The 18,366-nt window shown below is 45.1% G+C and carries 17 protein-coding genes and 1 other annotated feature (1 of these 18 running past the window's edge); of the genes, 10 read left to right on the top strand and 7 right to left on the bottom strand.

Annotated elements, in window-relative coordinates; all coding sequences use genetic code 11:
* Nucleotides 1–146 precede the first annotated feature (146 nt).
* From fabZ to tilS, 8 genes are all read left to right on the top strand, one after another.
* A complete protein-coding gene (gene fabZ / locus Xkoz_RS10365; protein WP_099142087.1) occupies nucleotides 147–599 on the top strand; it encodes a 3-hydroxyacyl-ACP dehydratase FabZ in 453 nt (150 codons plus the stop codon).
* Nucleotides 600–602: 3 nt separating this feature from the next.
* The gene (lpxA, locus tag Xkoz_RS10360) at nucleotides 603–1,400 is read left to right on the top strand and encodes an acyl-ACP--UDP-N-acetylglucosamine O-acyltransferase (RefSeq protein WP_099142086.1); all 798 of its coding nucleotides are present in this window, start codon (nucleotides 603–605) and stop codon (nucleotides 1,398–1,400) included.
* Nucleotides 1,401–1,403: 3 nt separating this feature from the next.
* The gene (lpxB, locus tag Xkoz_RS10355) at nucleotides 1,404–2,588 is read left to right on the top strand and encodes a lipid-A-disaccharide synthase (RefSeq protein WP_099142085.1); all 1,185 of its coding nucleotides are present in this window, start codon (nucleotides 1,404–1,406) and stop codon (nucleotides 2,586–2,588) included.
* Nucleotides 2,588–3,178, top strand: a complete 591-nt coding sequence (rnhB, locus tag Xkoz_RS10350) for a ribonuclease HII (RefSeq protein WP_099142084.1) — start codon at nucleotides 2,588–2,590, stop codon at nucleotides 3,176–3,178. The genes lpxB and rnhB overlap by 1 nt, the downstream gene beginning before the upstream one ends.
* 27 nt (nucleotides 3,179–3,205) lie before the next feature.
* The gene (dnaE, locus tag Xkoz_RS10345) at nucleotides 3,206–6,688 is read left to right on the top strand and encodes a DNA polymerase III subunit alpha (RefSeq protein ID WP_099142083.1); all 3,483 of its coding nucleotides are present in this window, start codon (nucleotides 3,206–3,208) and stop codon (nucleotides 6,686–6,688) included.
* Between the two features lie 12 nt (nucleotides 6,689–6,700).
* Entirely contained in the window at nucleotides 6,701–7,660 is a 960-nt protein-coding gene (gene accA / locus Xkoz_RS10340; RefSeq protein WP_099142082.1) for an acetyl-CoA carboxylase carboxyl transferase subunit alpha, read from the top strand.
* A gap of 214 nt (nucleotides 7,661–7,874) precedes the next feature.
* Nucleotides 7,875–8,792: a DMT family transporter gene (locus tag Xkoz_RS10335; RefSeq protein ID WP_099142081.1), complete on the top strand. Its 918-nt coding sequence runs from the start codon at nucleotides 7,875–7,877 to the stop codon at nucleotides 8,790–8,792.
* A gap of 33 nt (nucleotides 8,793–8,825) precedes the next feature.
* On the top strand, nucleotides 8,826–10,166 hold the full coding sequence (tilS, locus tag Xkoz_RS10330; RefSeq protein ID WP_099142080.1) for a tRNA lysidine(34) synthetase TilS: 1,341 nt from the start codon (nucleotides 8,826–8,828) through the stop codon (nucleotides 10,164–10,166).
* A 130-nt stretch (nucleotides 10,167–10,296) separates the two neighbouring features.
* On the opposite strand, the gene rof is transcribed toward tilS, so the two are convergent.
* Nucleotides 10,297–10,560 carry a Rho-binding antiterminator gene (gene rof, locus Xkoz_RS10325; protein WP_099142079.1) on the bottom strand — a complete coding sequence of 88 codons (264 nt, stop codon included), beginning with the start codon at nucleotides 10,558–10,560 and terminating at the stop codon, nucleotides 10,297–10,299.
* Between the two features lie 272 nt (nucleotides 10,561–10,832).
* Between rof and nlpE the strand changes: the two genes are divergently transcribed.
* A complete protein-coding gene (gene nlpE, locus Xkoz_RS10320; RefSeq protein ID WP_099142078.1) occupies nucleotides 10,833–11,516 on the top strand; it encodes an envelope stress response activation lipoprotein NlpE in 684 nt (227 codons plus the stop codon).
* Nucleotides 11,517–11,600: 84 nt separating this feature from the next.
* Here the strand turns inward: nlpE and proS are convergent, their stop codons facing one another.
* From proS to metN, 6 genes are all read right to left on the bottom strand, one after another.
* Nucleotides 11,601–13,322: a proline--tRNA ligase gene (gene proS / locus Xkoz_RS10315; protein WP_099142077.1), complete on the bottom strand. Its 1,722-nt coding sequence runs from the start codon at nucleotides 13,320–13,322 to the stop codon at nucleotides 11,601–11,603.
* A 115-nt stretch (nucleotides 13,323–13,437) separates the two neighbouring features.
* Nucleotides 13,438–14,145, bottom strand: a complete 708-nt coding sequence (gene tsaA, locus Xkoz_RS10310) for a tRNA (N6-threonylcarbamoyladenosine(37)-N6)-methyltransferase TrmO (protein ID WP_099142076.1) — start codon at nucleotides 14,143–14,145, stop codon at nucleotides 13,438–13,440.
* A gap of 31 nt (nucleotides 14,146–14,176) precedes the next feature.
* Nucleotides 14,177–14,572: an Rcs stress response system protein RcsF gene (gene rcsF / locus Xkoz_RS10305; RefSeq protein ID WP_099142075.1), complete on the bottom strand. Its 396-nt coding sequence runs from the start codon at nucleotides 14,570–14,572 to the stop codon at nucleotides 14,177–14,179.
* A 122-nt stretch (nucleotides 14,573–14,694) separates the two neighbouring features.
* Nucleotides 14,695–15,510: a MetQ/NlpA family lipoprotein gene (locus Xkoz_RS10300; RefSeq protein ID WP_099142074.1), complete on the bottom strand. Its 816-nt coding sequence runs from the start codon at nucleotides 15,508–15,510 to the stop codon at nucleotides 14,695–14,697.
* A gap of 166 nt (nucleotides 15,511–15,676) precedes the next feature.
* Nucleotides 15,677–16,330 (bottom strand): methionine ABC transporter permease MetI, encoded by a 654-nt coding sequence (locus Xkoz_RS10295; protein ID WP_099142073.1) that lies wholly within the window; start codon nucleotides 16,328–16,330, stop codon nucleotides 15,677–15,679.
* Complete coding sequence (gene metN, locus Xkoz_RS10290) at nucleotides 16,323–17,354, bottom strand: methionine ABC transporter ATP-binding protein MetN (RefSeq protein ID WP_099142072.1); 1,032 nt, start codon at nucleotides 17,352–17,354, stop codon at nucleotides 16,323–16,325. The genes Xkoz_RS10295 and metN overlap by 8 nt, the downstream gene beginning before the upstream one ends.
* A 179-nt stretch (nucleotides 17,355–17,533) precedes the next feature.
* On the opposite strand from metN, the gene gmhB reads away from it, so the two are divergent.
* A complete protein-coding gene (gmhB, locus tag Xkoz_RS10285) occupies nucleotides 17,534–18,100 on the top strand; it encodes a D-glycero-beta-D-manno-heptose 1,7-bisphosphate 7-phosphatase (RefSeq protein WP_099142071.1) in 567 nt (188 codons plus the stop codon).
* A 172-nt stretch (nucleotides 18,101–18,272) separates the two neighbouring features.
* Nucleotides 18,273–18,366: a sequence feature (mutual gap in cmsearch alignment for this rRNA model is longer than 100), on the top strand (it continues 2,937 nt past the right edge of the window).

Genomic DNA, 18,366 nt, shown 5'->3' with positions numbered 1-18,366 from the left:
ATAGACATTTTTGATTAAACGTTTTTAAGTTAGCATTTTTGGTTGTGCTTTTGATTTTTGCGGCCTGCCTGATAACTCCAGATTTGGAGTTAACGCAGGCCGTGTCGTTAATATTATGATTCTTATATGACAGGAAGAGTATTTAGATGAGTGATAATCATACTCTGCGAATTGAAGAGATTTTAGATTTACTGCCTCACCGCTACCCATTTTTGTTGGTAGATCGCGTTTTAGATTTTGAGGAAGGTAAATTTTTACGCGCAGTCAAGAATGTATCATTTAATGAACCATTCTTTCAGGGACACTTCCCAGGTAAACCTATTTTTCCTGGTGTTTTAATCCTTGAAGCGATGGCTCAAGCTACCGGTATTCTGGCATTCAAAAGTGTTGGATCACTGGAGCCAGGAGAATTGTATTACTTTGCAGCCATTGATGGCGCTCGTTTCAAGCGTCCGGTTCTGCCAGGTGATCAAATGATTTTAGAAGTAGAATTTATTAAAGAACGTCGCGGTGTTGCGCGTTTCAGGGGCGTAGCGAAAGTCGATGGAGAAGTGGCTTGCGAAGCTGAAATGATGTGTGCTCGCCGTCGTGAGGCCTAATCCATGATTGATCAGACCGCTGTTATCCACCCCTCTTCCATTGTTGAAGAGGGGGCTGTTATTGGAGCCAATGTCCGTATTGGCCCCTTTTGTTATATTGGTGCCCAAGTTGAGATTGGTGAAGGGACCGAGTTGAAATCCCATATTGTGGTTAATGGGATAACCAAGATTGGTCGTGATAACCAGATTTATCAATTTGCGTCCATCGGTGAAATCAATCAGGATCTCAAATATCAGGGTGAACCCACCCGTGTTGAAATTGGTGATCGTAACCGCATTCGTGAAAGTGTTTCTATCCACAGGGGCACGGTTCAGGGTGGTGGCATAACAAAAGTTGGCAGTGATAATCTGTTAATGATTAACGCCCATATCGCCCATGATTGCATTATTGGTGATCGTTGTATCATTGCGAACAACGGCACATTGGGCGGGCATGTTATTCTGGGTGATCATGTCATTATTGGTGGCATGACGGCCGTGCATCAATTCTGTCAAATTGGTTCCCACGTGATGGTTGGTGGTTGCTCCGGTGTCGCTCAGGATATCCCACCTTACGTCATCGCGCAGGGAAACCATGCAACACCTTTCGGATTGAATATCGAAGGCTTGAAACGTCGTGGGTTTGACAAAGAATCGCTGCATGCTATTCGTTATGCTTATAAGACGCTTTATCGCAGCGGAAAAACGTTGGAAGAAGCCAGACAAGAGATTGATCTTCAGGCGGAAAACAACCTGCATGTGAAAGTATTTAGTGATTTTCTGGAAAATTCCGCAAAATCCAGCCGTGGCATCATTCGTTAGTAGATGAAGGATACTCCTTTGACTACCTTTTCTTCTGATCATCATCAACGCCCGCTGACAATTGGTTTGGTCGCCGGAGAAACATCCGGTGATATCCTTGGGGCAGGGTTGATTCGCGCATTGAAAGCAAAAATTCCGCACGCCCGCTTTGTGGGGGTTGCAGGCCCTCTTATGCAGGCCGAAGGTTGTGAAGCCTGGTATGAGATGGAAGAGCTGGCCGTCATGGGGATCGTTGAAGTTCTGGGACGTTTGCCCCGTTTGCTGAAAATACGCAAAGACTTAACCGCGCGTTTTACTGCATTGCAGCCCGATGTATTTATTGGCATCGATGCGCCTGATTTTAATATTACGTTGGAAGGCAAGCTCAAACAGCAGGGGATTAAAACGATCCACTATGTTAGCCCATCGGTATGGGCATGGCGCCAGAAACGCGTGTTTAAAATTGGCCGGGCAACGGATTTGGTCTTAGCCTTTTTACCTTTTGAAAAGGCCTTCTACGATCGCTTTAACGTTCCGTGTCAGTTTATTGGACACACGATGGCAGATGCGATGCCTTTGCAAGCGGATCAAGCCACCGCCAGAAAAACGTTAGATATTCCGTTGACGGCTCGCTGTCTGGCGATATTGCCCGGTAGTCGTCATGCTGAAGTGGAGATGCTAAGCGCTGACTTCTTAAAAACCGCACAATTATTGCGGGAGAAATTTCCTGACCTGCACATATTGGTTCCTTTGGTTAATGCCAAACGGCGTGAACAGTTTCAGCGCATTCAAAACGAAATAGCACCGAATTTACAGCTCCATTTATTGGATGGTAAAGCACGTGAAGCCATGATTGCCAGTGATGCCACTTTACTTGCATCCGGTACGGCAGCACTGGAGTGTATGCTGGCCAAATGCCCAATGGTAGTGGGCTATAGAATGAAACCTTTTACATTCTGGCTGGCAAAATGCTTGGTGAAAACACCGTATGTTTCCTTGCCTAACCTGTTGTCAGGCAAAGAATTAGTCAAAGAATTACTACAGGATGAATGTGAACCACAAGCATTATCAGAGGCGCTATTGCCTCTTTTGCAAGGTGGGGCAGATGTGGAAGCCTTGAAACAAACGTTTTTGCATTTGCATGAAAGCATTCGCTGTGATGCCGATGAACAGGCTGCGCAAGCCGTTCTGGAATTAGCGAGAAAATAATGGATTTTGTTTATCCACAAGCGAATTTGATTGCTGGTGTTGATGAAGTAGGGCGTGGCCCATTGGTAGGTGCTGTAGTGACTGCGGCGGTTATTCTTGATCCGACCAAACCCATTGCAGGCTTAATGGATTCGAAAAAACTGACAGAAAAACGCCGTGAGGCATTGTATCGGGAGATAACAGAAAAAGCCTTGTGTTGGAGCCTCGGTCGTGCAGAGTCGGAAGAGATCGACCAACTTAACATTCTCCACGCCACAATGCTTGCGATGCAAAGAGCCGTTGAGGGATTGGCTCTCACACCGGATTATGTTTTGATTGATGGCAACCGCTGTCCGGCGTTAGCCATGCCAGCCCAGGCTGTCGTGAAAGGCGATAACCTGGTTGCAGAAATAAGCGCGGCGTCCATTCTTGCTAAAGTCACCCGTGACAGGGAAATGGCGGAACTGGATAAACAGTTCCCTGACTACGGCTTTGCGAAACATAAAGGTTATCCTACCGCTCTCCATCTGGAAAAACTGGCTTCTTTGGGCGCGACGGAACATCATCGTAAAAGTTTTGCGCCAGTTAAACGGGCGCTAGGTCTTGGATAAAATCTGGGATAAGTATCTGGACAGATTATGACAGAACCACGTTTTATACACTTACGTGTTCACAGTGATTATTCAATGATTGATGGTTTGGCTAAGACTGTCCCACTGGTGAAAAAAATCGCCAACCTGGGGATGCCGGCTTTTGCGATCACGGATTTTACCAACTTGTGTGGGTTGGTGAAGTTCTATGGCAGTGCCCACAGTGCCGGTATCAAGCCAATTATTGGGGCGGATTTTTATGTAGAAAGTGATTTGTTGGGGGATGAATACGCCCATCTGACGATCCTTGCCCGTAATAATGAAGGCTATCAAAACCTGACCTTGCTGATCTCTGAGGCTTACCAAAATGGTTATGGAGCGATTGGCCCAACTATCAAACGGGAATGGCTGGTAAAATACAAAACAGGGTTGATCTTGCTGTCGGGCGGACGCATGGGCGATGTGGGTAAATTCCTGCTGCGTGGCAATCGTGTGATGGTGGAGCAATGCCTCGATTTCTATCAGGAACATTTTCCTGACAGCTATTACCTTGAGTTGATCCGAACCGGACGCCAGGATGAAGAAAACTATCTTCATGCGGCTGTGACGCTGGCATCAGAAAAAAATCTTCCCGTTGTCGCCACCAATGATGTTTGTTTTCTTGAAAGCGGGGATTTCGAAGCCCACGAGATCCGGGTGGCCATTCACGATGGTTATACGCTGTCTGATCCCAAACGCCCTAAAAATTACAGCCCTCAGCAATATCTACGCAGTGAACAGGAGATGTGCGAGCTTTTCTCAGACATTCCTGAAGCACTACAAAATAGCGTAGAAATTGCTAAACGCTGTAACGTCACCATCCGTCTTGGCGAGTATTTCTTGCCGCAGTTTCCGACGGGGGAGATGAGCACTGAAGATTTTCTCATTGAAAAATCCAGACAAGGGTTGGAAGAACGTCTGGAATTTCTCTTCCCCGATCCGGAAGTCAGGGTAAAAGAACGTCAAAAATATGATGAGCGCCTTGATATTGAGCTGAGCGTTATCAATCAGATGGGATTTCCGGGTTACTTCCTGATCGTGATGGAATTTATCCAGTGGTCGAAAGACAACGGTGTTCCCGTCGGCCCCGGACGAGGTTCGGGTGCCGGTTCCCTTGTGGCATATGCGTTAAAAATTACCGATCTTGATCCGCTGGAATTCGATCTGCTGTTTGAACGTTTTCTTAACCCTGAACGTGTTTCCATGCCCGATTTTGACGTCGATTTCTGTATGGAAAAGCGTGACCAAGTTATCGATCACGTTGCAGATATGTATGGGCGAGATGCGGTATCGCAGATCATCACCTTTGGTACGATGGCGGCGAAAGCGGTTATCCGCGATGTTGGGCGTGTCCTTGGGCACCCTTATGGATTTGTGGATCGAATATCAAAACTGGTGCCTCCTGATCCTGGCATGACGCTGGAAAAAGCGTTTGTCGCCGAGCCACAGCTACCTGAAATTTACGAAGCGGATGAAGAAGTTAAGGCGCTGATAGATATGGCGCGTAAACTGGAAGGTGTCACTCGTAACGCAGGTAAGCACGCGGGTGGGGTTGTGATTGCACCCACCAAAATTACTGACTTCGCACCGATTTACTGTGATCCGGAAGGGCAAAACCCCGTTACCCAGTTTGACAAAAATGATGTGGAATATGCAGGGCTGGTTAAGTTTGACTTCCTTGGCCTGAGAACCCTGACCATCATCAACTGGGCGCTGGAGATGGTGAATGCACGCCGTACCAGGAAGGGGTTGGAGCCGATTGATATTGCGGCGATTCCACTGGAAGATCAAAAAAGTTTCGATATGCTGCAACGCGCTGAAACCACCGCGGTATTCCAGCTTGAATCCCGCGGAATGAAGGATTTGATCAAGCGCCTGCGTCCCGACTGTTTTGAAGACATGATCGCATTGGTGGCACTATTCCGCCCTGGGCCATTGCAATCAGGCATGGTAGACAACTTTATCGACCGTAAACATGGGCGGGAAGAGATCTCTTACCCTGATGTTGAATGGCAGCACGAGTCCTTAAAACCTGTATTGGAACCGACTTACGGTATCATTCTGTACCAAGAACAAGTGATGCAGATTGCGCAGGTTTTGGCGGGTTATACCCTGGGTGGCGCCGATATGCTGCGCCGTGCAATGGGTAAGAAAAAACCCGAAGAGATGGCTAAACAGCGGTCAGTATTTGAAAGCGGAGCGAGAAAACAGGGCGTTGATGGTACGCTCGCCATAAAAATCTTCGATCTGGTGGAAAAATTCGCGGGTTATGGCTTTAACAAATCTCACTCTGCCGCTTATGCGCTGGTTTCGTATCAGACTTTATGGCTGAAAGCGCACTATCCGGCAGAATTTATGGCTGCCGTGATGACAGCGGATATGGATAACACGGAAAAAGTCGTTGGGCTGGTAGATGAATGCTGGCGCATGGGGCTGAAAGTTCTGCCGCCTGACATTAATAGTGGCCTTTACCATTTCCATGTTAATGATGACGGAGAGATCGTTTACGGCATTGGTGCGATTAAAGGCGTGGGTGAAGGGCCGATTGAAGCGATTATCGAAGCCCGACAAAAAGGGGGGCATTTCAAGGAACTATTTGACCTGTGCGCTCGCGTTGATATCAAAAAGATAAACCGCCGTGTGATGGAAAAGTTGATCATGTCCGGTGCCTTTGATCGATTAGGACCGCATCGTGCGGCACTGATGTCCTCTCTGGAAGAGGCACTGAAAGCTGCGGATCAACATGCCAAAGCTGAAGCTATCGGTCAAACGGATATGTTTGGCGTGTTGGCGGAAAAGCCTGAACAGGTTGAACTCTCCTATGCCAGTACGCCGAAATGGCCCGATCAGGTGGTATTGGATGGTGAACGGGAAACACTGGGCCTGTATTTAACCGGGCATCCAATCACAGGTTATTTGAAAGAGATTGAACGATACACAAATGGATTGCGTCTAAAAGATGTGAACCCGACACCTCGTGGTCAAGTAACAACTGTGGTAGGTTTGGTGTTAGCTTCCAAAATAGTGACGACCAAACGGGGGAACCGGATTGGCATTAGTACATTGGATGATCGTTCAGGACGTCTGGAGATCATGCTGTTTTCTGATGCATTGGAAAGGTATCAGCATTTATTGGAACAGGACAAGATTTTGATTGCCACCGGACAAGTCAGCTTTGATGACTTTAGCGGTGGGCTTAAAATGACGGTTCGTGAATTAATGGATATCAGCGAAGCTCGTGAAAAATTTGCACGTGGGCTTGCTATCTCGTTATCAGACAGGCAAATTGATGAACAATTATTGAACCGTCTCCGTAATGCATTGGAGCCACACCGTTCGGGTACGATACCGGTTCATCTTTATTATCAACGGGTTGATGCCCGTGCCCGTTTACGATTTGGTGCAACATGGCGGGTAACGCCAACAGACACCCTTTTGACCGATCTGCGAACTCTGCTGGGTAATGAGCAGGTAGAATTAGAATTTGACTAGAATAGGAAAGTTATGAGTCTGAATTTTCTGGATTTTGAACAGCCGATTGCCGAGCTGGAAGCGAAAATTGATTCGCTCACCGCAGTTAGCCGTCAAGATGAAAAGCTAGATATCAATCTGGATGAAGAAGTCCAGCGTCTGCGGGAAAAAAGCCTGGAGCTGACTCGCAAAATTTTTGCTGATTTAGGGGCATGGCAAATTTCCCAGCTATCACGCCATCCACTGCGTCCTTATACACTGGATTATATTCAGCACATCTTTACTGATTTTGAAGAGTTGGCCGGTGATCGTGCCTATGCGAATGATAAGGCGATTGTCGGTGGATTAGCGCGTATTGATGGTCATCCTGTCATGTTAATCGGCCACCAGAAAGGACGTGAAACCAAAGAAAAAATCCGCCGAAATTTTGGTATGCCATCACCGGAAGGCTATCGCAAGGCGTTGAGATTGATGGAAATGGCAGAGCGTTTCAGATTGCCAATTATCACTTTCATTGATACACCTGGAGCCTATCCTGGCGTCGGTGCCGAAGAGCGCGGTCAGTCAGAAGCCATCGCACGTAACCTGCGTGAAATGTCGCGTCTTTCCGTCCCTATCATCTGTACGGTGATTGGCGAAGGTGGTTCCGGTGGGGCATTAGCGCTGAGTGTGGGTGATAAAGTTAACATGTTGCAATATAGCACCTTCTCTACCATCTCTCCTGAAGGCTGTGCATCCATTTTGTGGAAAAGCGCTGAAAAAGCCCCCTTGGCGGCGGAAGCAATGGGGAATACTGCACCACGTCTGAAAGAGTTAAATCTGATTGATACTGTGATCCCAGAACCATTGGGTGGGGCGCACCGTAACCATGAAGAAATAGCCAGGGTATTGAAAGCCCAATTGTTGGCTGATCTTTCTGAATTGTGTGGGCTGGATCGTGAAGAATTAGTTAACCGTCGTTATGAGCGCTTGATGCAATACGGCTACTGCTAAGATCTCAACATTCTTAATCGCGAATAGCGAGTGAAAAGCATTTATCAGGTGGAAATACGGAGGAGTGATAACTCCCTGGCATTTCCGCCTGTTTTGCTATTTATAAAGGCAAAATTATCACGATATCTATAATCTAGTATGATCATTCCGGTGATATTGGGATGGAACAGGTGCCTCGTAGGCTGGGCTTTAAAAATAATAAGTTGAGTTTTCTATGGCCAAATATAAATACATGATTTATGCATTTTCTTGCGTGTTTATCTGGAGCTTTATTCCTTCTATATCGCGTTTTGGTCAGAAAGAGATGGATCATTTCCAATATTTATTCTGGTCAAATATTTTGTCTGTTTTGGCGGTATTTGTCGTTGCCCTTATGATGGGAAGAAACTGGAAGGTGCTGTTATTCATTCCTTTTCCCTTAATAGTTAAGGTACTGATCTTAGGGGCTTTGGATTGTTTTTTCTATTTGCTGCTTTACTATGGCTATTCCATTGAAAATGGTGTTGCGGTTTTAGTGATCCAATATAGCTGGCCGTTAATGATAATTGGATTGTCATTTATCCTGTTTAAAGAAAGATTGTCTATCAAGCAAATGATGGGTATTGCCATGGGCTTTATGGCTGTGGTGATCACTTTCACGAAAGGAAATATTACTGAAATTGCGGTGGAACACCCGCAGGCATTATTGCTGGTATTTAGCGGGGCATTCTGTTTTGCATTAATGTCGGTGTTATCGAGGCAATTTGCCATTGATCCCTATATCAGTACATTTTGGGTGTTCGTTTGTTCTACATTAGTTTCTGCGGTATTTATGTTTGCTTTCAGCCGCATTAATTTGCCTGTCGGTGATTCACTGATGCCAACGTTGCTTAACGGCACTATCCTCAATGGGATCTCCTATATCATTTGGTTCAAAGCCATGAGCAGCCCGGATTCCCATAAGGTTGCCTCAATCTTATTCTTATCGCCGGTCTTGTCGATGATGTGGATTATCCTGTTTTTTGGTGATGCGTTTGTCCCTGCCTATGTCATTGGGTTAGTGTTGGTGATCATTTCTGGATTACTTTGTATCCGTGCTAAAAGAAAGCATCCTGAACAAGATGAATTGATGGACGATCTGATTGAGGATTGATCAGGCAAAAATGAAGAAAGGGTTGTCTCCATAATGGCAAGTAATCACGATCCTCTGCTTACGATATTGGCAGAACAAATGGGTCAGCATAAAAAGATATTGCTCGGATTTAGCGGTGGATTGGATTCCACCGTATTGTTGCATTTGCTTGTTCGTTTGCGAACGCAATCTCAACAACCAAATGGTGAGCACATGGCGTTGAGGGCAATCCATATTCATCATGGTTTAAACCCAGAGGCGGATTTATGGGTTGAACACTGTCGTCAGGTTTGTGCTGGCTGGCAGGTTGATTTTCGAACTGAAAAAGTCGAACTGAATACCCGCCAAAATGGGATTGAAGCCGCGGCTAGAAATGCGCGTTATCGTGTTTTCCAGCGTGAGTTACAGCTGGGGGAAGTGTTAATTACGGCGCAACATCTTGATGATCAGGCAGAAACCTTCTTATTGGCACTGAAACGGGGAAGTGGTCCGGCGGGGTTATCTTCCATGCCTGCCAGAATGCCATTTGCAGGAACAACATTGATTCGCCCATTGCTCAATGTCAGCCGGGCAGAGCTAGAGGCGTATGCACAGGCACAAAAATTACAATGGGTAGAAGACGACAGTAACCAAGATGATCGTTATGACCGTAATTTCCTGCGTCTGCATATCATGCCGTTACTCAACCAGCGTTGGCCTCATTTTCCGCAAGCCGTTTCCCGCAGTGCCAGCTTGTGTGGCGAGCAAGAACAGTTACTGGATGAATTGCTGAAAGAATCGTTGGCTTCACTGGTTACCTCGGAAGGTGCGATATCTATTCCTCCCTTGGAAAACAGTTCCGAAGCAAAACGGAATGCATTGTTGCGCCGATGGCTCAATCAACGTGGGGTAAAAATGCCGGCACGGGAGCAACTCCAACGCATTTGGTCAGAGGTGGCACTTGCCCGGCGAGATGCAGAGCCACGCTTTAGGTTAGGACACGATGAGATCCGTCGTTATCGGCAGCAACTTTGGCTACTGCCTCAATATCGGGATCTGGCGGGTTTGATTCTTGAATGGGATTTACGGCAGGCATTGATGCTACCGGATGGGTTGGGAACCCTGCTTTGCACTAAAGAAGATGGCATGACAGTGAGAAAGCCAACGGGCAATGAGCAAGTGACAATTCGTTTTGGTGTTCAGGGCAATATTAATATTGTGGGGCGGCAACACGCCCGCCACAGTAAAAAACTGTGGCAAGAATTGGGGGTTGCACCCTGGCTCAGGGAGAGAACCCCTTTGCTCTATTACAATGAAAAACTGATTGCCGCGTTGGGGGTTTTCATCACCAAAGAGGGGCAGAACTTGCCTGATAACGCAGGAATTTCAGTTCTGTGGAAGAAAAATATGCAATGAAATGGTAAGTTACGTTGTGATAACCGTAGCGGCTTACTAATTGATTCATGGCGATTTTTGTTACATAAAAAGTCCTTATTTAAAATAAGGACTTTTGGAGAAAGATGGTCATCGTTATTGGCGGTCGGGTTTAATAATGTTCAATAACAATCGTCCCAATTTCTGGATTGCTGAAACTGATAATATAATCTAACCTTAATTCATGGGTTCCTTCATTTGAATCAATGAGAAGATATTCAATTTTTTTTCTTAAAATCAGCTTCTTAGCTTTTCCTTCAAATGCTTCGCCATTTTTCAGTTGGAGATGCAAATAGAGCTGGCGTTGGCACGCTAGCTCAAGGTTATCGTAATCATCACAGTTAATGGGTTGATAGTCTTCATTATCTATAGACATATTTGCTCACCACTATGTTAGTGGCGGTTATTGTGCCGCCCGTGATTGACTAAAATCAAAAATACTACCTACGACTATAGCACAGTAAGCTTCCCGTGATTGCTTAATAAATCGGCGATAAAGGAAGCCAGTTGAGCCTTATCTTATCATTACTAAAATAAAGTCATACCCTTTGATTTTCCCCCGTGCATTTCGGAATAGGGTGAAATCATGTCGATCTTATGTTTTACTCGAAATCAATGGGTTATTTTTTGAATTTATTGGATTAAATGATGAATAAAAAAATCTTGCTTGCATTGTTAGTTGCAGGTGTATTCACCGCTGCGGGATGTCAAAACAGTTCCGTACCCCAGAATAGCCCGGTATCTCAGGAAAAGCCCCAACCAACCGAAAATGTGTTTAGTGGTGTCATACCTTGTGCGGATTGTGCCGGTATTGACACGACCTTGCAGCTTGCCAAGGATGGGACATATATATTAGGACAAACTTATTTGGGCGCCGAAAATGAGAAAGATACTTTCTTTGAAACGGGGAGTTGGGTGATAAACGGTAAAAAGATGGTCTTAAGTCAGCAAGACGGCCATCAATCTTATTATCTGCCTAAAGGTGAAAATCTGGTGATGCTGGATATCAACGGCGATCCCATTCAATCAAACTTCAATTATGAATTGGATAGAGTCAAACCGAAAAAATTGGCCGGAGAATATAGCTATTTTGCTGATTCTGCGCTCTTTACGGAATGTGGTACTGGAAAGCGTTATGATGCGGCCGAAAATATCGATTTAGAGCGTGGTTACCATGCTACGGGAGTGGAAGGCGGAACCCCTGTTTATGTGGAAATTGAAGGCTATTACACGCTTCGTCCTTCAATGGAAGATGGCTTGTTTGATAAAGCGGTGATCCAAACCGGCAAAATTCACTTTGATAAAACCGTTTCCTGTCGCACCCAAAAATAGCGGACAAAGTCGTGTGTAATTGATTAAAAAACCTGCGTAATGAATACGCAGGTTTTTTATTTAAGCTGATATTTTCAGGCAAAATTAAGCCTGTTGGATATGACTTTTCAGGTAATCAACAATATTTTCCAGTTTCAGCATTTGCTTATCACCTGTGCGGCGGTATTTATATTCGATCTCGCCGTTATCCAGGTTACGATCGCCGATCACCAGAGTATGTGGTACACCGATCAGCTCCATATCCGCAAACATCACACCAGGACGCTCCTTGCGGTCATCAAGAATGACATCAATACCGCTGGCACGTAAGTCTGCATATAATTTTTCGGCGACTTCTTTCACGCGGTAAGATTTGTGCATGTTCATTGGCAAAATAGCGACCTGGAACGGGGCAATGGCATCTGGCCAGATAATGCCACGATCATCGTGGTTTTGCTCAATGGCGGCGGCAACGATACGGGTGATACCAATACCATAGCATCCCATCGCGATAACTTGATTGTGCCCATCTTCATTTTGTACGGTGGCTTTCAGGGCATCAGAATACTTGGTGCCTAATTGGAAGATATGACCCACTTCAATGCCACGCTTGATTAGCAACGTTCCTTGACCGTCTGGGCTGGCATCGCCTTCAACAACGTTACGGATATCAGCCACGGCTGGCAGCGGTAAATCACGCTCCCAGTTAATACCGAAGTAGTGTTTATCATCAATATTAGCGCCAGCGCCAAAATCACTCATGACAGATACGCTACGGTCAATAATGACAGGCATAGGCAGATTGACCGGCCCTAAAGAGCCTGGGCCTGCGTTGACAACCGCACGGATTTCTTCTTCGGCCGCGAAAGTCAGCGGGCTGGCGATCAACGACAATTTTTCTGCTTTGATCTCATTGAGTTCATGATCACCACGTACCAGCAAGGCCACTAATTGATGCCCGCTTTCTTCTGCGGCATGAACGATCAGCGTCTTGACGGTTTTTTCAATTGGCAGATTGAATTGTTCAACGAGTTCGGCAATCGTCTTGGCGTTTGGTGTATCGATCAGGCGCATCTCTTCAGATGGCGCCACACGCGCCTGGGATGGCATAACTGCTTCAGCCAATTCAATATTGGCGGCATAGTTGGATTCAGTAGAGAAAACGATATCATCTTCACCACTGTCTGCCAGGACCTGGAATTCATGGGAAGCACTGCCACCGATTGAACCCGTATCAGCCAGAACTGCGCGGAAATCTAAGCCGATGCGGGTAAAGATCTTACTGTAGGCATCGTACATCTTATCGTATGTTTCTTGCAGGGAATCTTGGCTGGTATGAAAAGAGTATGCATCTTTCATGATAAATTCACGTGAACGCATAACACCAAAGCGCGGACGAACCTCATCACGGAATTTGGTCTGGATCTGGAACAGGTTTAGAGGAAGCTGTTTATATGAAGTGACCTCGTTACGAACCAGATCGGTGATAACTTCTTCATGGGTGGGACCCAAAACGAAAGGGCGTTCACCGCGATCAACAAAACGCAATAATTCTGGGCCATATTGTTCCCAACGGCCACTTTCCTGCCACAAATCTGCCGGCTGAACGACTGGCATGGAAACTTCAATCGCTCCCGCATTATTCATCTCTTCGCGAACAATGTTTTCCACTTTTCTCAACGCACGAACACCTGTCGGCATCCAGTTGTATAGACCTGAAGCGAGTTTACGGATCATTCCAGCACGAAGCATCAGTTGATGACTGACGACTTCCGCATCAGCAGGTGTCTCTTTTAAGGTAGAGAGCAGATATTGGCTAGTACGCATAATAAGTTTCCATTGGATAGCAAATTGCTTCTGGGCGGTAAGAGATTACCACCCAACTTAGAAAATAAAGATAAATCGCTAGTCTACCAGCGAGCTTACGATGTCAAAAGGAGTTTTAACGGCGTTCAATGGAAACCACTTCTGCTATGGCATTAAAGACCTGCCAGCGGACGTTAAAATCTAAGATATGGGCCGCATATATACGGTTTTCCTGCGCTTTTTTACGATAGGCCGGACGGGGATCTTGCGCTAATACTTGGCTAATAAAACGCCTCAAGTAAGGATAATAGAGTTCGTGGGATAAAAGTTGGCATTCCGCTTCTGGTGAGAAATGAACAGCCATGTCAGCCTCTGGCGCTGCCTGGGCAAAACCGGCCTTGGCTTTTGGGCGGGATTCAGCAAAAGGCAGGTACGGTTTGATGTCGATAACCGGTGTACCATCCACCAAATCTAAACTACCCAGTTCTAAAATGGTGCGATTGTTCTCGCATTGAATGCCTTTCAATTCCACCAGTGACATACCAATTGGGTTAGGGCGGAAGGTTGAACGGGTGGCAAACACGCCCATTTTGGCATTGCCTCCCAAACGGGGTGGGCGCACCAAGGGGTTCCAGCCACCTTCCATGGTTTGATGAAACACAAAAATAATCCACAAATGACTGAACTGTTCCAGCCCGCGCACCGCATCAACCTGATTATAGGGGGCAAGTAATTCCAGCCTCCCTGTACCATCTTCGACCAAACCCGGTTGACGGGGAATGGCAAATTTCTCTTTATAAGGAGAATGAATGGTTCCTATTTGCGTAAAATGAAAATCTGCCATGAGCGTTTTTATAATAAAAATCCAGTCACAATTATTTTGGGGTGGTCAGTAAGGCTGAGCCTTCACAGATAGCAATTTGGTAACAACCGTAACCCGATAAAATTGCACATTGGTGAAGTAAAACGGCGTTTGCGTTTAGACGAGATGCTTTTGTCAGCATGTTTTGTCGTGCGGTTGCAATACTGGCTGGGGAGTCCTGCAAAGTATTGCGGCAGGACTCTCCGGCTACAGTACCTAACTCTTTAAATGGCAGCCCTAAAAGTTCATCGGGTTTGGTGTATAGACGAACATAAGAAGGCATGTTGTCTTTCTTGACTGACTGATGTTTCAACGCCGGATCCGGCATCTTAGATTCATTGGGCTGAGTTGGCAGTGATGTACACCCAGCGATAAAAAGCGCCATGAAACAGATAGGTAACACACGCATCGAGTTGAATCCTCATAGTGATAGCGTCAGTGAGAGGGATTTATGCTTTCACCCAATAAAAATGGGTGGATATAAAAATATCCACCCAATGATTCTAATCTCGATTCTCTGAATAAGAAAGATTACCAGCCTTTTATTGCTCCGCCCTTGAAGACTTCATTGGCTTCTTTTACGACTTCTGGTGATTGGTAGGCTTTCACAAATTTTTGCACGTTATCCGCATCTTTATTGTCTTCGCGACTCACAATGATATTGACGTAAGGTGAATCTTTATCCTCAACAAAAATACCGTCTTGTTCTGGTGTTAAACCAATTTGCCCCGCGTAGGTATTATTGATAATCGCGAAAGCAATCTTTTGGTCATCCAGTGAACGTGGTAATTGTGGTGCTTCCAATTGGACGATATCCAAGTGCTTAGGATTACCGGTAATGTCCAAAATCGTTGGCAGCAGACCAACACCGTCTTTCAGGGTAATAAGACCTTGTTTTTGTAATAACAGCAAAGCACGGCCTTGGTTTGTTGGATCGTTAGGTATGGCAATTTGAGAACCATCTTGTAATTCATCCAACGATTTAATTTTTTTAGAGTAGGCCGCCATTGGGAAAATAAAAGAGTTACCCACAATGGCCAATTTGTAGTTACGTTCTTTCATTTGCTGATCTAAAAAAGGCTTATGCTGGAAGACATTGACATCAATATCTCCCTTACTCAATGACTCATTTGGCAGAACGTAATCATTGAATGTCGTTAGCTCAACATCAAGGCCATATTTATCTTTAGCCACTTGTTTAGCCACTTCAGCAACTTTAAGTTCAGGTCCTGCAATAACGCCAACCTTAATATGGTTCGGGTCACGTTGTTCCTGTCCGCAACCAGCAAGAATTAATGTCCCTAATAATGCACTGATTGCAGCGATAGATTTCAATTTTACTGACATATTTTCACCCCTATTGAATACTGATTTATAACCTGTCTTATCAAGTTACTGCGTACTACTATAATGAGGCTCTTATTCCCTTCATCTTTCAAATTGCAGCCAATAAAGTAGCAACTTGAAATGTGTCGGGTATAGGTATAAGCCCTGCCACTTTGTTGAAAATAAGTTACTTACGATTAACGGTTTTCACTAAACGATCACCGCTGACCTGAATCAAGAACACTAAAACAACGAGTAATGCTAATACGGTATTCATTATTGTTGCATCGTAGCCGATATAGCCATATTGATAGCCAATCTGGCCCAGACCACCGGCACCAACAGCACCACCCATTGCGGAATAACCCACTAATGTGATTAGCGTTATGGTTGCAGCATTAATCAAACTGGGTAACGCTTCCGGCAATAGGATCTTTTTGACAATCTGAAACGGTGTTGCTCCCATTGCACGCGCTGCTTCAATTAAGCCGGTTGGAATTTCCAATAGTGCATTTTCCACCATGCGAGCAATAAATGGCGCCGCTCCCACCGTCAGCGGAACAATTGCTGCCTGTAACCCAATGGATGTTCCTACAATCAGACGGGTAAATGGGATCATCCATACCAATAGAATAATAAAAGGTATTGAACGCGTAATATTGACCAATGCAGAAAGTATGCGATAAAGCGTGCCATTTTCAATGATCTGCCCAGGACGAGTAGCATATAAAAGCACCCCCGCTGGCAACCCAATCACAAAGCCAAAGAAACCAGAGACAAAAGTCATCACGAGAGTTTCCCAGACTCCTTTAGCTAATAATAAAATCATTCCTTCAGACATAACCGAGAACCTCTACTTTTACATGATGCTCTTCTAAAAATTCAAGCGTTGATTTGATGCTATCACTTTCCCCATCTAATTCAGCCAGCATAACCCCAAACTTAACCCCACCGGCGTAGTCCATTTGGGAGCTTAATATGCTGATGTCGATATTAAAGCGGCGAACTGCCATTGAGATTAAAGGTGCATCAACGGATTTACCGGTGAACTCCAGTTTCAATAATGGGCAGCGATCAGGTGCGGACTCCGGTTGTAACTTCTGCAAGTAGTCTTCAGGAATATCCAAATGCAATGTCGATTTGATAAATTCTTGGGCAACCGGGGTCTTGGGGTGCGAAAATATTTCGCTCACAACATCTTGTTCAATCAATTGACCACCGCTGATGACAGCAACGTGATCACAGATGCGTTTAACAACATCCATCTCATGGGTGATGAGCAGAATGGTCAAACCCAGCCGACGGTTAATGTCTTTTAACAATTCCAGAATAGAACGCGTTGTTGCGGGATCTAAAGCACTGGTGGCTTCGTCACACAACAGTACTTTGGGGGAATTCGCCAAAGCCCGTGCAATAGCAACGCGCTGTTTTTGACCACCTGATAAATTGGCAGGGTAAACGTCATGTTTGTCTGCCAGGCCAACTAACTCTAACAATTCGTTAACTTTAGTCTTGATTTCAGCTTTTGGCGTGTTATTAAGCTCTAAAGGTAACGCAATATTGCCAAACACTGTTCTGGATGACAGTAAATTAAAGTGCTGGAAAATCATGCCAATATGACAACGAGCATGGGTAAGTTCACGTTCTGAAAGCGAAGTTAAATCCTGACCAGCCACTAATACCTGGCCAGAAGTTGGCCGTTCAAGCATATTCACACAGCGAATTAAGGTACTTTTGCCTGCACCGGAAGAGCCAATAACGCCATATATTTGCCCTTGCGGGACATGTAAATTGATATCTGAAAGCGCTTTTATCGTGCGCGTTCCTTGTTGAAATATCTTATTTATCTGAGTCAGTCTTATCATTTTTTTTCTTATTAGATGTCGTGATGAATGACTTGAGAATATTTCAACAAGTCATGAATTAAAGTAGATGTTAAGGCGTCTAGACGTCTAAGTCAACTAGGAATAAATTAAATGCTGCATTCTCAATCAGTAATGAATCATGCGATACTGTCCACTTGGTAAATTTTTGGAGTAATTAGGTGACTCAAGCTATTCCCGCCGTATTTTTAGATCGTGACGGCACGATTAACATCGATCATGGTTATGTCCATGAGATAGATAATTTTCAATTTATCGATGGTGCTATTGAAGCCATGCTTGAATTGAAAAAAATGGGCTATGCCCTGGTCTTGGTTACAAATCAGTCAGGTATTGCCCGTAAGATTTTTACTGAAGACCAATTTATGCAATTAACAGAATGGATGGACTGGTCATTGGCGGATAGAGGCGTTGAACTTGATGGCATCTATTATTGTCCACATCATCCAGAAGCAGAAGAGGAAGAATATAAGAAGAGCTGTGACTGTCGTAAGCCACAACCCGGTATGTTGTTAGATGCGCAGACAGCACTGAATATCGATATGTCTTCTTCTTATATAGTAGGAGACAAAATAGAAGATATGTTGGCTGCCAAGGCAGCGAAAGTTGGAACCAAGGTTCTCGTGCGAACAGGAAAACCGATAACAGCAGAAGCAGAACAAACTGCGGATTTGGTACTTAATAGCTTATCAGACCTACCAAATGTGATAAAAAATAGGCAAAAATAGCCTTTTGGTCTAAATTGTGAGCGTTTAAATTAAAAATCACAAAAAAGACTTGCCTAAATTAGAAGGCTCCCTATAATGCGCATCCGTTGTCACGACAAACACACAAACCTGTCGGGATGACAAGGTGGAAAGTCACGAAAAATAAGGCTTGACACCAAATGAGGAAAGCGTAAGATACGCAGCCTCGCAACCCGGAAGAGCCTTCCCGGTTGCACCGCTCTTTAACAACTTAATCAGACAATCTGTGTGGGCACTCGCAAGACACT

Origin of the sequence: Xenorhabdus kozodoii (genome assembly GCF_002632875.1) — a bacterium.
Taxonomy (GTDB): domain Bacteria; phylum Pseudomonadota; class Gammaproteobacteria; order Enterobacterales; family Enterobacteriaceae; genus Xenorhabdus; species Xenorhabdus kozodoii.
Note: the sequence above shows the minus strand (reverse complement) of the source record. Positions and strands in the feature narration are given on the sequence as shown.

Bases quoted from the DNA above. Each gene is read 5' to 3' on its own strand.
- lpxB (WP_099142085.1), top strand. From the start codon at position 1,404: ATGAAGGATACTCCTTTGACTACCTTTTCTTCTGATCATCATCAACGC.
- rcsF (WP_099142075.1), bottom strand. From the start codon at position 14,572: ATGCGTGTGTTACCTATCTGTTTCATGGCGCTTTTTATCGCTGGGTGT.
- fabZ (WP_099142087.1), top strand. From the start codon at position 147: ATGAGTGATAATCATACTCTGCGAATTGAAGAGATTTTAGATTTACTG.
- Xkoz_RS10300 (WP_099142074.1), bottom strand. From the start codon at position 15,510: ATGTCAGTAAAATTGAAATCTATCGCTGCAATCAGTGCATTATTAGGG.
- Xkoz_RS10335 (WP_099142081.1), top strand. From the start codon at position 7,875: ATGGCCAAATATAAATACATGATTTATGCATTTTCTTGCGTGTTTATC.
- nlpE (WP_099142078.1), top strand. From the start codon at position 10,833: ATGAATAAAAAAATCTTGCTTGCATTGTTAGTTGCAGGTGTATTCACC.
- dnaE (WP_099142083.1), top strand. From the start codon at position 3,206: ATGACAGAACCACGTTTTATACACTTACGTGTTCACAGTGATTATTCA.
- proS (WP_099142077.1), bottom strand. From the start codon at position 13,322: ATGCGTACTAGCCAATATCTGCTCTCTACCTTAAAAGAGACACCTGCT.
- metN (WP_099142072.1), bottom strand. From the start codon at position 17,354: ATGATAAGACTGACTCAGATAAATAAGATATTTCAACAAGGAACGCGC.
- Xkoz_RS10295 (WP_099142073.1), bottom strand. From the start codon at position 16,330: ATGTCTGAAGGAATGATTTTATTATTAGCTAAAGGAGTCTGGGAAACT.
- accA (WP_099142082.1), top strand. From the start codon at position 6,701: ATGAGTCTGAATTTTCTGGATTTTGAACAGCCGATTGCCGAGCTGGAA.
- rnhB (WP_099142084.1), top strand. From the start codon at position 2,588: ATGGATTTTGTTTATCCACAAGCGAATTTGATTGCTGGTGTTGATGAA.
- tsaA (WP_099142076.1), bottom strand. From the start codon at position 14,145: ATGGCAGATTTTCATTTTACGCAAATAGGAACCATTCATTCTCCTTAT.
- tilS (WP_099142080.1), top strand. From the start codon at position 8,826: ATGGCAAGTAATCACGATCCTCTGCTTACGATATTGGCAGAACAAATG.
- rof (WP_099142079.1), bottom strand. From the start codon at position 10,560: ATGTCTATAGATAATGAAGACTATCAACCCATTAACTGTGATGATTAC.
- lpxA (WP_099142086.1), top strand. From the start codon at position 603: ATGATTGATCAGACCGCTGTTATCCACCCCTCTTCCATTGTTGAAGAG.